The organism is Streptomyces sp. NPDC050842 (genome assembly GCF_044456565.1).
Taxonomy (GTDB): Bacteria; Actinomycetota; Actinomycetes; order Streptomycetales; family Streptomycetaceae; genus Streptomyces.
The window spans coordinates 379093-393898 of the sequence record NZ_JBITGA010000002.1; the positions used below are offsets into that span (position 1 = coordinate 379093).

15 protein-coding genes are annotated in these 14806 nt (G+C 70.1%); 1 reads left to right on the top strand and 14 read right to left on the bottom strand.

The genetic code is table 11. From position 1 onward, the window contains the following. The 11 genes from hypB to ACIBG6_RS07085 all read right to left on the bottom strand — a co-directional run bounded on the left by hypB (position 1) and on the right by ACIBG6_RS07085 (position 9847). Complete coding sequence (hypB, locus tag ACIBG6_RS07035; RefSeq protein ID WP_356683205.1) at positions 1-696, bottom strand: hydrogenase nickel incorporation protein HypB; 696 nt, start codon at positions 694-696, stop codon at positions 1-3. Positions 697-698: 2 nt separating this feature from the next. After that, positions 699-1094 carry a hydrogenase maturation nickel metallochaperone HypA gene (locus tag ACIBG6_RS07040; protein WP_399221531.1) on the bottom strand — a complete coding sequence of 132 codons (396 nt, stop codon included), beginning with the start codon at positions 1092-1094 and terminating at the stop codon, positions 699-701. A 136-nt stretch (positions 1095-1230) separates the two neighbouring features. Then, on the bottom strand, positions 1231-1371 hold the full coding sequence (locus tag ACIBG6_RS07045; RefSeq protein WP_399221532.1) for a DUF6893 family small protein: 141 nt from the start codon (positions 1369-1371) through the stop codon (positions 1231-1233). Next, positions 1368-1898 carry a hydrogenase maturation protease gene (locus tag ACIBG6_RS07050; protein ID WP_356683199.1) on the bottom strand — a complete coding sequence of 177 codons (531 nt, stop codon included), beginning with the start codon at positions 1896-1898 and terminating at the stop codon, positions 1368-1370. The genes ACIBG6_RS07045 and ACIBG6_RS07050 overlap by 4 nt, the downstream gene beginning before the upstream one ends. Further along, a complete protein-coding gene (locus ACIBG6_RS07055) occupies positions 1895-3292 on the bottom strand; it encodes a hypothetical protein (RefSeq protein WP_399221533.1) in 1398 nt (465 codons plus the stop codon). Before ACIBG6_RS07055 ends, ACIBG6_RS07050 begins: the two co-directional genes overlap by 4 nt. Continuing rightward, positions 3289-3927, bottom strand: coding sequence for a DUF6084 family protein (locus ACIBG6_RS07060; protein ID WP_371634818.1), 639 nt, complete (start codon positions 3925-3927; stop codon positions 3289-3291). The genes ACIBG6_RS07055 and ACIBG6_RS07060 overlap by 4 nt, the downstream gene beginning before the upstream one ends. Then, the gene (locus tag ACIBG6_RS07065) at positions 3924-4583 is read right to left on the bottom strand and encodes a DUF5947 family protein (RefSeq protein ID WP_399221534.1); all 660 of its coding nucleotides are present in this window, start codon (positions 4581-4583) and stop codon (positions 3924-3926) included. The genes ACIBG6_RS07060 and ACIBG6_RS07065 overlap by 4 nt, the downstream gene beginning before the upstream one ends. Next, positions 4580-5137 (bottom strand): hypothetical protein, encoded by a 558-nt coding sequence (locus ACIBG6_RS07070; protein WP_399221535.1) that lies wholly within the window; start codon positions 5135-5137, stop codon positions 4580-4582. The genes ACIBG6_RS07065 and ACIBG6_RS07070 overlap by 4 nt, the downstream gene beginning before the upstream one ends. After that, positions 5134-6918, bottom strand: a complete 1785-nt coding sequence (locus ACIBG6_RS07075; RefSeq protein ID WP_189830289.1) for a nickel-dependent hydrogenase large subunit — start codon at positions 6916-6918, stop codon at positions 5134-5136. Before ACIBG6_RS07075 ends, ACIBG6_RS07070 begins: the two co-directional genes overlap by 4 nt. A 90-nt stretch (positions 6919-7008) precedes the next feature. Beyond that, a complete protein-coding gene (locus ACIBG6_RS07080; protein WP_356683189.1) occupies positions 7009-8091 on the bottom strand; it encodes a hydrogenase expression protein HypE in 1083 nt (360 codons plus the stop codon). Positions 8092-8125: 34 nt separating this feature from the next. Beyond that, positions 8126-9847, bottom strand: coding sequence for a hydrogenase maturation protein (locus ACIBG6_RS07085; protein WP_399221536.1), 1722 nt, complete (start codon positions 9845-9847; stop codon positions 8126-8128). 361 nt (positions 9848-10208) lie between these two features. On the opposite strand from ACIBG6_RS07085, the gene ACIBG6_RS07090 reads away from it, so the two are divergent. Further along, a complete protein-coding gene (locus ACIBG6_RS07090) occupies positions 10209-10937 on the top strand; it encodes a DUF4394 domain-containing protein (protein WP_399221537.1) in 729 nt (242 codons plus the stop codon). A gap of 640 nt (positions 10938-11577) precedes the next feature. Here ACIBG6_RS07090 and ACIBG6_RS07095 read toward each other — a convergent pair. The 3 genes from ACIBG6_RS07095 to ACIBG6_RS07105 all read right to left on the bottom strand — a co-directional run bounded on the left by ACIBG6_RS07095 (position 11578) and on the right by ACIBG6_RS07105 (position 14788). Then, the gene (locus ACIBG6_RS07095; RefSeq protein ID WP_399221538.1) at positions 11578-11958 is read right to left on the bottom strand and encodes a hotdog domain-containing protein; all 381 of its coding nucleotides are present in this window, start codon (positions 11956-11958) and stop codon (positions 11578-11580) included. After that, positions 11955-13619, bottom strand: coding sequence for a flavin-containing monooxygenase (locus tag ACIBG6_RS07100; protein ID WP_399221539.1), 1665 nt, complete (start codon positions 13617-13619; stop codon positions 11955-11957). The genes ACIBG6_RS07095 and ACIBG6_RS07100 overlap by 4 nt, the downstream gene beginning before the upstream one ends. A 197-nt stretch (positions 13620-13816) precedes the next feature. Then, a complete protein-coding gene (locus ACIBG6_RS07105) occupies positions 13817-14788 on the bottom strand; it encodes an alpha/beta hydrolase (RefSeq protein ID WP_399221540.1) in 972 nt (323 codons plus the stop codon). Between the last annotated feature and the right edge of the window lie 18 nt (positions 14789-14806).

The following is a 14806-nucleotide window of genomic DNA, read 5'->3' on the forward strand; positions in this document are numbered from 1 at the left end:
TCACGCGCCGGCCTGGGCCATCACCGGGGTGTGGACACGGTTGCCCTCGGCCGTCGCGAGGGCCCGGTCAAGGAGGGCGCCGGCTCCTCTGCCGTCACGTACCGAGCTGAGAACGACCTCGACGCCGGGGTTGACCTGCTGCACGTTGGCGCGAAACGCCGTCTCGTCGAACTCCGCGGCCTCGGCCATGTCGGTCTTGGTGACGATCACCAGCTGGGCGAGACCGAACGCGGTGGGGTACTTGAGCGGCTTGTCCTCCCCCTCGGTGACCGAGGCGAGCACGACGCGGAGGGACTCCCCCAGGTCGTAGCCGGCGGGGCAGACGAGGTTGCCGACGTTCTCGACGAATAGCAGCCGGGTGGACTCCGGCAGCCAGTCGTGCAGGTGCCGGGCGACCATGTCGGCCTCCAGATGGCAGAGGCCGTCGGTGAGCACCTGCTTGACGGGGACGCCCGAGCGGGCAAGGCGGCGGGCGTCGTTCTCGGTGGCGAGGTCGGCGGTGAGCGCGGCGGCGCTGACGCCCCGTTCGCCGGCGAGGCGCAGTTCGCGCTCAAGGAGGGCGGTCTTGCCGCTGCCGGGGCTGGAGAGGAGGTTGATCACGGTGGTGCCGCGGGCGTTCAGCTCGGTACGCAGGATATGTGCCGCGGCCTCGTTCTTGGCGAGGACTGCGCGCTGGAGATCGACTGCTCGGCACATGCTCAGCTCTCCTCGGTGATCGGTTGGCGATGTTCCTCGCGCGGCGCCTCCGGATCGGCCCAGCGGACCTCCCGGATCTGGAGTTCGCGGCCGGAGACGAGTCCGTCGGCTGCGGCGCCGCAGCCGGGGCAGAGCAGCCGGGGCGGCATGCCGACCGCCCAGTCCTCGGCGCACGCCGCGCAGCGCGCGGTGCCCGGGACGGTACGGGTGATCAGCTCGGCGCCCTCGACGACGGTTCCGGCGCAGGCGAGTTCGAAGGAGAAGGCGAGGGCGTCGGCGACGACGCCGGCCAGTTCGCCCACGTCCAGCTCGATGCTGCTGACACCGACGGCCCCGCAGGCCTTCGCCGCGGTCTCGACCTGGTCGACGACGGCAACCGCGAGGGACATCTCGTGCATCGGTCTCCGTCCTGGGCGCCGGGGTGGGGTCTCGGGCGCCATTAGAGAACGGGGGGTGGCGGGCCAACGCCCGGCGCGCCGGGACCGGACGGCTGTGTCGTCCATTCGGTGCAGCCGCCACCGAGCAGGCGGGGGGTCACATCCTGCTGATGCGCAGGTAGCGCCGGAGGTCGGGAAGGACTCCGACGACGACGGCCGCGACGGCGAGGGCGGCGATGGCGGCGGCTGCGGCGCCGAGGACGTTCCTGTGCATGGTGCTCTCCGTTTCGGTCTTCATACGACGGCTTCCTGGCGGACCAGTTCGGTCACCATGCGCACGGCCTCGGGAACGGCCGCGGCGACCTGCGGGCTGAGCCCGATGCCCTCGTCGAGGCAGGCCGGTTCGCAGCCGACGACGAGGATCCGCCGTGGCGGCGCGGCTCCGGTTCCCGCGCACAGGGTGTCGAGCAGGGCGAGGACGGCGTCGGGCGTCATCCGGTGGCCGTCGAGCGGCGCGGGCTCGGTACCGCGGCCTCGGTCGCCGGCCGCCGAGGCGTCGATCAGATAGAGCGTCCCAGGTGCACCGCCGCGGGCCGTGACGTCAACGAGGACGAGGGTGTCCCAGCCGTCGAGGAGTTCGTAGGCGAGGTGGACGCCTCGGACGCCGACGTCGGCCAGCTCGACGGAGGCGGGGAGTTCCTCGCGGGTGAGTCTCCGCAGAGTCTCCACGCCGAAGCCGTCGTCGCCGAGGAAGATGTTGCCCACCCCTGCCACGAGGGTGCGGGCCGTACCGGGCTCTCCGGCCTCGGGTGCCGGGCCGTTCACATGTCCTCCAGGGCTTCGACCTCGTCGGGCTGGAAGTAGAGGAACCGGCCCTGTTCGCGGCGGATGTCGGCGCCCGGGTCGTCCTCCACGGTGACCGCGATGTGGACTCCTCCGTCGACGTCGTGGAGGACCGCCTCGACCAGAGCACTGCGCCCGGCGAGGAACAGGTCCTGGGCGTCCGTGCGGCGGAGCCGCGGGCGCAGGACGACCCTGCTGCCCGCGCGGACGGCGCGTCCGTCGACGAGGACGTGGTCGTTGCCCGGATCGACGCCGGTGTCGCCGCCCGGGTCCCACCAGGGCGTCTCCGGTTCGAGAATGTTGCCGGCCGACTTCGGGGTTCCGGTGACGCTCTGGAGGCTCCGGACCGCTCCGTGCAGACGTTCGAGGACTTCGGGCGGCATGGTGTCCGCCAGTTCGATCACCGCCGCCGCGCGGGCGTCGGTCCCCCTGGCCTCACGCTTCTCCTCGTCGGTGAGGGCCGCCGTGCGCAGGGCGAGGATCTCGTCGATCTCGGTCGCGTCGTAGAGGGCGCCGGGGCTCTCGGGCGCGATGGCCGGATGATCCTCCAGGATGATCGGCGAGGACAGCATCAGGTCGTCACGGCCGGGTTCGCCGGCAAGCACGGGCCAGGTGTGCAGGTTGCGGCAGGCGGCGACGGCGCCCCTGGCCCATTCCGGCGGGTCGGTCATCGACAGGAACGCACCGCCGTCGAGGCAGAGCAGGGTGTGGGTGGCGACGAGGGAGTACGGCAGTGCCGCGTGACGGTCGGTGTCCGGCTCGGCGGTCCAGGCACTGGTGTTCTCCACCGTGACCGAGAGGCGCTCGACACGGTACGGGCCGTCGAGTTCTGCCGCCGAGATCCGTACGGTGCCGCTGATCTCCTCGCGGCGGCGCACGAGTCGGCCGAGGACGCGTCCGTCGGCATCGGTGACCGCCTCGGTCTCCTCGGTGGCGGGGCGGGTGAAGGGCAGGGCGAGGCCGTCGCCCCGCAGTTCGGCGACGGGGACGACGAGGGTGACGCGCTCCTCGACGCCCTCGTCCCAGGCCACCAGAACCCGGTCGGGCAGACGGAGTTCGCCCGTCGGAGCGAAGGTCCCGTCTCTGCGGAGTTCCTCGACGGTACGCCGCTGGGCGCACAGGAATCGGACCTCCACGGCGAGTTCGGCGCCGGTCCTGGGTTCCATGAGGCACTCGGTGAGCTGGAAGTCGTGCTCCTCGGCGGCGGCGCTCCAGGACGGCGGGACCAGGACCCCGAACTGCCAGCGGAGCCGGTTCTTCGCGGCGGACGCACGGTACGGGTAGAGGACGTACCCCTCGAAGAGGACAGCGTCGGCGACGTGCCGTGCGACGGCGAATCGGGCCTCGGTGCCGGGAGTGAAGGCGACGGTGGTCATGCTGTCCTCTCCCCCGCCTCTTCGAGCAGGGACTCGACGGTGGCCTCCCACGACGGGAGGGCCCGGCGCGAGCGGTAGGCGAGCAGGGCGTCCATCGCGTCGCCCGGGAGCCGGATCCAACCGCAGCCGGGGAAGTGCTGGTCGATCATCTCGCGCCACACCTTCACGGGCATGCGGTGGGAGACCTCCTTGTCCCAGGGAACGGGCTCGACGTGGAAGCCGCCGGCGCCGGTGAACGCGGTGCCGGAGAAGAGCAGGAGCAGCGGGACGTCACCGTCGGAGAGCGCCCGGAAGTACCTGGACGCGGCGATGTCGGTGTCGTAGGTGCACGGCACGACGAGGTCGGTCTCGACCTCGCCGGTGAAGCCGGGCACCATGACGGAGGCCTGGGCGAACTGCACCGGGTTGAGGCTGCTGCCCCACCGGGAGCGTTCGCCGAAAAGGTCGCCCAGCGCTGCGGCCTCGTGGTCGTCGTAGCCGCGTCGGGCGGGTTCGATACGGATCTGGCAGCGCAGGGCCATGGCGTGGACCCGGGTGCCGCCGGTGGCGGTGATCCTCAGCCGGAACACGAGCGTGGGTCCGGCCGCGTAGGGATCGGCGCGGACGTCGGTGCAGCTGAAGGAGAACTCGGTCACGGCCGGCTCTCCTGCGGCTCGCGTGCCAGGCCGCGTACGTGCGTGAAGAGGGCGTCGAGGTCGGCCCGCGCCTCCGCACCCCCGTCGAACCCCTGCCAATGCAGTCGCATACGGCCCACCAGTTCGTAGCAGAGGTCGATCGGTACGAGGAAGCACTCGGTGCGGCCCTCGTGGCGGCGGAGCAACAGGGCCTCCACGTCGGGTTCGAGGTGGGCGGCCAGCCGGGTGGCGTCGAGGACGGACCGCCAGGCGTCCTCCTCCAGCTCGCTCTCGGTGGCGCCGGCGGGGCTCGGGTAGAGCGCCACCGGGCGGTCGAGGGCGGAGTTGCGGAAGAAGAACGCGACGGAGACCGGGATCCGCAGCGACTCCCACGCCTGGTCGTCGATCCGGTGCCCCGGGTCGCTCAGGAAGCGGCCGGGCACCGTCCGGAAGCGGCCCGGGGAGGCGGCGGAGCGGTCCATCAGCTGCGCGCACGGGCCGCATGCGCAGACCAGGGCCCGCTTGTCCGTGTCGACGAGGTGCGGGTGACGCACCTCGGCCGCAAGTGCCGCCCCACACAGTTCGCACCGTTCCTCGCGGGGCGGACGCGGGGTGGTGAACCGGCGCAGGCCCGTGGGCCGCGGGGGCCTCACGGCGCCGTTCGGCGGCCCGTTCACAGGGCCGCCGACGAGCGGCCGTCCGCGCCCGCGAGGGACGGACGGGTGCCGATCTGGAGCAGCGCCGGTTCGCGCGGGGCGCCGGTCTCCAGCTCCACCCCGGTGACCTCGGGGGCGAAGCAGGCGAGGGCGTCCACGGCCGCCTGGCGGAGGGACTCCTGGGTGCCGGAGCAGCCGCAGCCGGTCGAGGCGGTGACCCGCAGCCGCAGCACGCCCGTCGCCGTGTCGAACCCGGCGTTCTCCACGGGCTGCGGCAGGGCGGACAAGGCGCGGTCGATACGGGTCGGCGCGTCTTCGGGGTGCAGTCCGTGCAGATTGAGCAGGCTCGTGACGAGTTCGTCCGCGAGCAGCGGGGCCAGCGGGTCGGCGTGCGGACGGGCGGCGGGACTCCCGAGGAGCTCGACCATGCGGGCGATGCCACTGCCGTAGAACTCCATGAGGACGCGTACGACTTCCTCCGCGGCCGCGCAGGCCTCGGCGTCGCCGCTGTCGGCCAGCCGGTCCAGGACCTCCTCGACGCGTCGGCCCGCCTGTTCGGCGGTGGTCGTGCTCATCCGGCCAGACCGCTCAGGCCGGTGGGCACGTGCATCTGCTTCACGGTCCTGCCGTTGCCCGTGTACATGTGGACGCCGCACGGCAGGCAGGGGTCGAAGCTGCGCACCGCGCGCATGATGTCGATGCCCTTGAAGTTCTCGGGCGTGTTCTCCTCGAAGATCGGGGTGTTCTGCACCGCGTCCTCGTACGGGCCGGGGGTCCCGAACGTGTCCCGTGTGGAGGCGTTCCACGGCGTCGGCGGATAGGGGTGGTAGTTGGCGATCTTGCCGTCCCTGATGACCATGTGGTGCGAGAGGACACCTCGCACGGCCTCGGTGAAGCCGACGCCGATGGACTCGTCCGGCACTTCGAACTTCTCCCACGTCTGCGTGCGTCCGGCGCGGACCTCCTCCAGGCCCTTCTCGGCGCAGTGCAGGGCGACGGCGGCCGCGTACGCCTGGAAGTAGGTCCGGGCGCGGTTGCGCTCCAGGGCGTTGCTCCACTTCGGGATCTTCCACTCGAAGGTGGTCTCCGGCTTGGTCATCGTCCGGGGGAGGTTGATGACGACGCTGTGCCCGGTGGCCTTGATGTAGCCGATGTCGACGAGGCCGGAGAGCGCGGTGGACCACAGGCGCGCGAGGGGGCCGCCCCCGGTGTCCAGTGCCAGGTGGTCCTTGCCGTCGAACCAGCGTGGGGACATGACCCAGCTGTACTTGTCGTCGAAGTTCCGCTTCTGCGGGGCCGGGATCGTGTGCTGGTTCCACGGGTGGCGCGGGTCGACCGGGTTGCCCAGCGGATCGTGGGTGACGAACTGTTCCTGCCCCTCCCAGTCCTCGTAGTACGAGCTGCCGAGCAGGATGCGGATGCCGAGGTTGATCTCGGTGAGGTCGTTGGTCACCAGCTTGCCGTCGACGACGACACCGGGGGTGACGAACATCCGCCGGCCCCAGTCGCTCATGTTGGCGTAGGTGAAGTCGCAGTGCTCGGGGTCGTTGAGAGCGCCCCAGCAGCCGAGCAGCACACGGCGGCGGCCGACCTCCTCGTAGCCGGGCAGTGCCTCGTAGAAGAAGTCGAAGAGGTCGTCGTGGAGCGGGACGACCCGTTTCATGAACTCCACGTACCGCATGAGGCGGCTCATGTAGTCGGTGAACAGCTGCACGGACGCGACCGTGCCGACACCGCCGGGGTAGAGGGTGGAGGGGTGGACGTGCCGCCCCTCCATGAGGCAGAACATCTCCCGGGTGTAGCGGCTGACCTGGAGCGCCTCTCGGTAGAACTCCCCTTCGAGGGGGTTGAGGGAACGCATGATGTCCGCGATCGTGCGGTAGCCGTGCTCGGCGGCGTGCGGCGCCTCGGTGCGCTCGGCCAGTTCCAGGACGCCGGGGTTGGTCTCGCGGACCATCTTCTCGCAATAGTCGACCCCGACCAGGTTCTCCTGGAAGATGTTGTGGTCGAACATGTACTCTGCGGACTCGCCGAGGTTGATGATCCACTCACCGAGGTGCGGGGGCTTCACGCCGTACGCCATGTTCTGTGCGTACACGGAGCAGGTCGCGTGGTTGTCACCGCAGATGCCGCAGATGCGGCTGGTGATGAAGTGCGCGTCGCGGGGGTCCTTGCCCCGCATGAAGACGCTGTAGCCGCGGAAGACGGAGGACGTGCTGTAGCACTCCGCGACGCGCTTCTGCTTGAAATCGATCTTCGTGTGGATGCCGAGGCTGCCCACGATCCGGGTGATGGGGTCCCAGGCCATCTCCACAAGGCCGGAGCCGTCACCCGTCGTCTTCGCCGGAGATGCCATGGTCGCTGTGGTGCCCTTCGTCAACTCTTCGACTTCGCGAACAGTGGGATGGATGGGAGGTCCTGCGGGGATGGTGCGAGGGCGTCACGGTCACCAAGGCGGCCGGTAGCCGGTGGTGATGCGCTCGCCGGTGTGCCGCCACTTCGGCTCCTTGTCCACGGTCTTGGCCGTGATGGTCCGCAGGCGGCGGATGACGGAGCCGTACACGCCGCTGGCGGTGCTGGAGACCTTGCCGCCGGGAGGTTCGTCCATGAACGGCATGAACTTGTCCGGGAATCCGGGCATCGTGCACGCGATGCAGATGCCGCCGACGTTCGGACAGCCGCCGATGCCGTTCATCCAGCCGCGCTTGGGGACGTTGCACTTGACGACCGGGCCCCAGCAGCCGAGCTTGACCAGGCACTTGGGTGAGTCGTACGTCGAGGCGAACTGGCCCTGCTCGTAGTAGCCGGCCCGGTCGCAGCCCTCGTGCACGGTCGCCCCGAACAGCCAGGTCGGGCGGAGCTTGTCGTCCAGCGGGATCATGGGCGCGGAGCCGACCGCCTGATAGAGCAGGTAGGTCAGCGTCTCCGCGAAGTTGTCCGGCTGGATGGGGCAGCCGGGCACGCACACGATGGGGATGCCGGCATGCGACTTCCAGTCCCAGCCGAGGTAGTCCGGGAGACCCATCGCACCGGTCGGGTTCCCCGCCATGGCGTGGATGCCGCCGTACGTGGCGCAGGTGCCGATCGCGACCACGGCGAGGGCCTTGGGTGCCAGCCGGTCGATCCACTCGCTGGTCGTGATGGGCTGACCGGTCTCCGGGTTGTCGCCGAAGCCGCTCCAGTAGCCCTCCTGCTTGATGGCCTCGTTCGGGATGGATCCCTCGACGACCAGCACGAACGGGTCGATCTCGCCCCGCTCCCCCTTGAAGAACCACTCGATGAACGTGTCGGCGCCGCCCACCGGACCGCACTCGAAGTCGATCAGCGGCCAGTGGACCGCGATCCTGGGCAGCCCAGGCAGCCCCGCGAGGGCGATCTCCTCGATGCTGGGCTGCATGGCGGCGGTCAGGGCCACCGAGTCGCCGTCGCAGCTCAGACCCGCGTTAATCCAGAGGATGTGGATCGGCTTCTCTTCGCTGCCGGGTGCGGCACTCTGGTCCTGGACCGGGGCCGGCTTTGCTGCGCTCATGGGTCGCCTCCTGAGGAGGGATGGGGCGAAGGCCTCATGTCAGGCCTAGGTCTTGCTCAACAGTCGGCCGATCTGCCCCCGCCCGCACCTGGGCCGTCCGGGAGCTCCGCTCGGGGGCCTCCTTCCGGACGAAGGCCCGGCGCCGTGCGTGGTAGCTCGCGGCGGGGTCGTCGAAGATCGACCGCATCCGGGAGAGCTCCTGCTCACGACAGGCCGCAAGGGGAACCACGGACTCCAGGTACTCGTGCTCCGCCTTCTTCGCCGCGATCCGCGGCTGAAGCCCGCTACGGGATGCCAGACGGAGGGCCAATCGGGTGATCTCGGCGGTGAACTCCCCGGGTCCGCAGTCGACGACCCGGTCGACCAGGCCCATGTCCAGCGATGCCGCGGCGGACACCGGCCCCGCCTCTTCGGTGAGGCGCGCGGCCAGGGCCTCGCCCACCTTTCCGGGCAGGGTGCGGGTCCAGTACTCCGATCCGTACAGACCCATGCGCCGGTAGTGCGGATTGAGCACCGACCCCGAACGGCACCAGACCTCGTCGGCGGCAAGGGCAAGCATCACCCCGCCGGCGGCGGCGTTGCCGCCGATCGCGCTCACGACCAATCGGTCGGTCGTGGTGAGAACCGCCTCGACCAGGTCGTTCATGGCATTGATGTTGGCCCAGGACTCTGCGGCAGGGTCGGCGGAGGCCTCGATGACGTTCAGATGGATGCCGTTGGAGAAGAAGTCGCGCTGCCCGCCGAGTACCAGGACGGAAGTGGGACGCCCGCGGGCGGTCTCGTACGCGTCCAGCAGGCGGCGACACTGGTCGGTACTCATCGCCCCGCCGGGGAACGCGAAGGACAGAACGCCGACCGGCCCCTGCTCGCGGTACCGGATGTCGGACCAGGTCCTCCGGCCCGGCGCCGGGTCGGCGGGCGCCGGCAGTTCGGGGACCTCCGGCAGTCGGCCGGCGAGGGCCCGGGTGGCTGGGAGCTTGCAGGCACGCGGCCTGCCACGGCCGGTGCGGGCACGGAGCTCGGGGATCCACACCGCTCCATCCACGGTGGCGCGGCAGACCGCGCCCGCCCGGGTCGCGAGCAGGGCACCGGGCCGACCGTGCAGACCGTCCTCCGCGTGGCCGCCGTGCAGGAACCACTCGGCGCCGAGCAGCCGGTCCGGCACCCCGGGCTGCGAGTCGGCGGCCCGCAGGGTGCGCAGCACGGTCTCGGTGGTGTCCTCTCCCCAGGAGATCCGACGCTCCTCCTGGCGGAGTGCGGGACGTGCGAGGATCTCGCCGGTCTGCGGACGCGGTGTCGCCCCGGCGGCGACCCTCTCGACGGCGAGCAGTACGGCGGCCACGGCGGCGTCGGACAGCTCGTTGCGGTACAGATCGCTCTTGCCGACCTCCGGGACGCGGAAGGCGGCGGTCGCCCAGACGTCGCCCGCGTCCATCTCCTCGTCGGCCTGGAGGACGGTGACGCCCCACTCCTCGACCCCGTCGTGGATCGCGTGGTCAAGCGAGGACGGGCCGCGGTCGCCCACGGGCCCCGGGTGCACGATCAGACAACGGTGCGCCGTCCACACATCACGGGGCACGGCAGCCTTCAGCAGGGGGGCCACGACCAGGTCGGGCGCGTGGCGCGCCACGGCCTCGCGCACGGCAGCCCCGTCGGGGGTGACCTCTACGGGAACGGTGTGCCCCCGGTCGCCCAGCTCGACCAGGACACGCTGGGTGAGGCAGTTGAAGCTGCTGGCGACGAGCAGGATGCGCATGGATGGGCCCTCCGGATTGCAGTGGATGGAACGGCCCTGGAAGGGCCGTCCACCGACCGCCTGCGATCCTCGGACACCGCAGGCCGGGGAGGAGGGCGACGGGGCCCTCACCTCACCCGTTAGAGGCGCGCGTCCGACCGATTGGCGGCCATCCCAGCGGAGCGACGCCCAGGTGACGCGCCACGCGGCTCGTGGAAGAACGGAACTCCAGCAGGCACGCGGATGCGCACGCGCCCGTGCGCGGCAAGGGACGGAAGGTAGCCGAGGAGGGGCCGACCACAGCGCCCTGGCGGCACGAGGGCGAGGTCTGCTGCGCCATGCGGGTGGCATCCGCTGGGGGCACCTGTCCTTCGCGGCGGCGGTGACGAACCCCTCAACAAGCCCACGGCCGCCTTGGCCGAGGCACTGGCAGAGGAGTGAACATGCCCAACCGCACCATGGCGACACCAAGCTCGTCGGGATCGACTTCCGCGTCCAGAACGAGAAGCTGTACGGCGTCGGCGACAAGGGCGGCATCTACACCCTGAACACCACCAACGCCCAGGCCATCAAGGTCTCCCAGCTGACCGTCGCGCTGGCCGGCAGCGCGTTCGGCGTGGACTTCAACCCCGCTGCCAACCGGCTGCGGGTCATCTCCGACACCGGCCAGAACCTGCGCCACAACATCGACGACGCGGCCGCTCCACTGGCCACGACCGTCGACGGCACCCTCACCAACCCGACCATGCCGCCGTCGACCGCCATGGGTGTCACCGGCGCCGCTTACACCAACAACGACCTCAACGCCGCCACCGCCACGACCCTGTTCGACCTGGACACGATCGCCGACCGGATCTCTCTGCAGTCACCCGCCAACGCCGGCACCCTCGCCCCCACGGGCAACCTCGGAGTGGACGCCTCCCTGGACGCGGGCTTCGACATCGCCTACAACCCCGCCACCGGCATGAACCACGGCTTCGCGACCATCGCAGCCGGCGGCTCCTACCGTCTGTACGCCGTCGACCTGCTGTCGGGCAAAGCCACCAGCAGGGGCGCCTTCCCGACCACGTACCAGGTCACCGACCTGGCCCTGCCCATCAACCAGAAGTAGCTCCGCCCTCGCCGAGCCCGCGCCCTGGGACTGGCGCGCGGGCTCAGGTCCGCGGCCTGCCACCCGGGCGAGGTGCGGTCATCACGTCGGCCCCGTGCCCCTTCCTCCCGAAAGGGCACAGGGCCGACGGCCGTTGCCGTGCAGGAGGGCAGCGTTGCTTACGCATGTGGCCCCGGCGTCGAGCCGGGGCCACCATCAGGGGCCCCCACTCACTCGCCCTGCCCCTTATGGCTCCCAGAACCCACCCGATCCCCGCCGCTCCGGGCACCGCACTCACCAAGATCCGGACCATTCCCGGACCAGCCGTCTCCAAAGAGTCGCGCGTACCGCCGTATCCCCTGATCATCGTGGGTGTCACTGCTGTACCACCAGCAGACGAAGAACCTGCTGGTCAGCTATTCACCGAAGAAGCTCGGGTTCTTCCAGGGGCACGAAAAGAGGCGCCTGACCTGGGCTTTCGCCCACCAGGCGCCTCTCGCTCGCCCCGCGTAGGGACGCATCGCGTCTACGCCGAAAATCCCAGTTCCTCCCACCGGTATCCCACTCCTGACCAGCGCTTCCGGACCAGTCTCGGACCGAAACTCTGGATCAACCCACAGGGGCCTCACGTCGGCTGACGCAGTCCCACTCCCCCCGGCGGTCAGCGTGCTGTCGTTGCGGCTTCGGCCGGAACGACAGCCGTCCCTCGCGCCCGGGTGGCCACGATGGGTTCGGTGAGCACCTCGGCCCGGCCGCTGTCGTCGACCGATCGGCAGATGATCCGCAGCTCGAAATCGACGGTCCGGCTGCGCCTTCCCTTCGACGCCAGGCGCGCCTCCACTTCGACGACGTCGCCGCCCCGGACCGGGGCGAGGAACTCGACCGACGCATACCCGGCGAACAGGCTCTCGTGGCCGTCGAGGGTGATCGCCAAGTGTGTCCCGGCGTCTCCGAAGAGCTTCAGCCCGAAGGCCCCGTCGACCAGGTTCCCCGCGTAGTGCGCCTCGGAGTGGGCGACGTAGCGCTGGTGTACGACCTTCACGCGATCTCCTTGTGGATACGGCCGAGGCGACGGGCTACGGTCTCGCCGTCCAGCTCGATGCCCGGGTAACCGCGCTTGGCGAGTTCGGTACACATCCGGCGGTACTTGCCGACTCCGCCCACGTAACCGAGGAAGGTCGTCGGCTTGCCAGCCACGTTCGACCCCCGGTACCAGGAGTCGGCGGTCGCGTAGAGAGTCTGGTTGACCGTGCCCTCGGTGATCTTCACCCAGTCGTCCTGGGCCTCGGCCGTCGGCTCGATGACCTCGGCGCCGCCGGCCTTCGCGTGCCCGATCAGATCGGTGATCCAGTCGACGGCCTGCTCGATCGTGACCACGACATTGCTCGCGAGCGCGGGGCTCTGCGGTCCGGCGATCATGAAGAAGTTCGGGAACCCGGCGGCCATGATGCCCAGGTACGTCCGGACTCCGTCGCTCCATGCGTCCTGCAGCCTGCCGGCCTCCGGGGTGGAGACGTTCAGGGCGAACAGCGGGCCGGTGAAGGCGTCGAACCCGATCGCCAGCACGATGGCGTCGACCTCGTAGGATGCGGCCGTCGTGACGATGCTGTCGCTCGTCATCGTGTCGATCGGCTCGTCGCGCAGGGAGACCACCGAGACGTTGGGACGGTTGAAGGTCTCGTAGTAGTCGGTGCCGAAACAGCTGCGCTTGGCTCCGAGCGGGTGGAAGCGGGGCTCGAGGACCGCGGCGGTCGTCTGGTCCTGGACGATCTGGCGGATCTTCTCGCGCACGAACTCCGCGGCGGTCTCGTTGGCCCTCGCATCGGTCAACAGATCGGAGAACTCGCCGCCGACACCGTTGAATCCGCTGCGCACATAGGCCCGCTCGTAGCGCTCGCGCCGCTCCTCGTCGGAGACGTCGAACGCGGCGGCGTCCGGGATGCGGTCCGGGATGCCGCCGAGAGAGTGGCGGCACTCCTCGCGGATCGCCGCGTAGCTGCCCTTGATCTCGTCGACGTAGTCCGCCGACAGCGGGACGTTGCGGGCCGGAAACACATAGTTGGGGGTGCGCTGGAACACGGTGAGGTGCTCGGCGACCTCGGCGATGAGCGGAATGCACTGGACCGCGGACGACCCGGTGCCGATCACGGCGACTCGCTTGCCCGCCAGACCGCTCAGCGGAATGTCCCACCGGCTCGTCGAGACCATGGTCCCTGTGAAGTTCTCCAGGCCCGGCACGTCGAAGTCCTTGGGTGCCGAGAGGCCGCCCGAGGCGGCGAGCAGGTGGCGGCCCCGTCGGGTCTCGCCGGAGTCGAGGGTCACCTCCCAGAGCTGCTCCTCCGGGAGCCAGGTCGCGGACGTCACCCGGGTGCCGAAGTCGAAGTGCCGACGCAGGTCGAAGCGGTCCGCGACGTGATTGATGTAGCTGAGGATCTCGGCTTGCGGTGCGAAGCGCTCGCTCCACGTCCACTCCTGCAGAAGCTCCTGACTGAACGAGTAGGAGTAGTAGATGCTCTCGACGTCGCACCGGGCACCGGGATACGTGTTCCAGAACCAGGTGCCGCCGACATCGGGCGCTACTTCGAATCCTGCGAAGGTCCAGTCCTTCTCGACGGCCTTGTACGCCGCGTAGAGGCCTGAGAATCCCGCACCGACGCAGAGGAGGTCGACGACGGGTGCGGTGGATGGGGTGGTCTCAGTCATGCGTGTGCCTTCGGGTAGTCGACATGCGGTGGCATCTGGCCGTCAGGGCTTCGCCTGGGCGGGGGCCGTCGCCCCTCGGCGCATCGGAGTACGCATCTCAGTCATTTGACTTAGTCGTTTGATCAACGGAATCTAGCCACGGGCCCGAGCGCCGTCAATAGTCGAATGCGATTCGATTCACGCCGGCCGTGGTTGCCTCAGGCCTCGAGAAGCTCTCGCAGGTGGCGCGCCACCTGCGAGATCGCCTCGTCCGCCCTCGCGAACACGCCCACTTCGGTGAAGAAACCGTGGAACACACCGGCGCAGCGGGTCACGGCGACCTCCACTCCGTCACGGCGCAGCCTCTCGGCGTACGCCTCGGCGTCGTCGCGAAGCGGGTCGACCGCGGCAGTGAGAACCAGCGCCGGCGGAAGATCCTGCAATGATGCGGCGCGCATGGGGGCGGCGTAGTGATCGGCCGATCCCGTGTGGTCAGGTCCGAGGTACTGCTCCCAGAACCAGCGCGCATCCGCACTGGTCAAGAGAGGTGCGTCGGCGAACTCCGTCCAGGACGGGGTGGCGAACGCGTCGTCGACGGCGGGATAGACGAGCACCTGGGACACCGGCCGAGCGAGCCCCAGGTCCCGGAGCTTGAGGCACAGCGCCGCAGCCAGACTGCCACCGGCGGAATCTCCCCCGACGGCGATCATGTGCGGATCGAGGCCGAACCCCGGAGCCGCACGGCGAAGCCAGGCGAACGCGTCGAAACAGTCGTCGAGAGCTGCTGGATAGGGGTTCTCCGGCGCGAGTCGGTACTCCAGGGAGAGCACCGCCCACCCGGAGCGGGCGGCGATCGCGCGGCAGACCTCGTCCACTCCGTCGAGGGTGCCGAGGACGAAGCCGCCACCGTGCAGATAGACCAGCGCCGGACGCGGTCCGGCGGACGGCGGCGGGCCGTCCGGGTGGTAGAGGCGTGCGCGGAGCTCGCCGGAGCGGGCAGGAAGGGTCAGGCATTCGACCAGGTCGAGGGGGGTGATCGGCTGCTCCGACGGCGGGGTCGTCAGGAGCTGCCGTGCCGCTGCCGCACCCAGCTCGCGGAGCGGTTTCTTGAGGGTTTCGGCGATGAATCGTGCCGCGTTCTGCGCATCGGCGTCCAGCTGATCCCAGTACGAGGGCTTCACTTCATTCACTGTGGGGCCTCCCCGAAG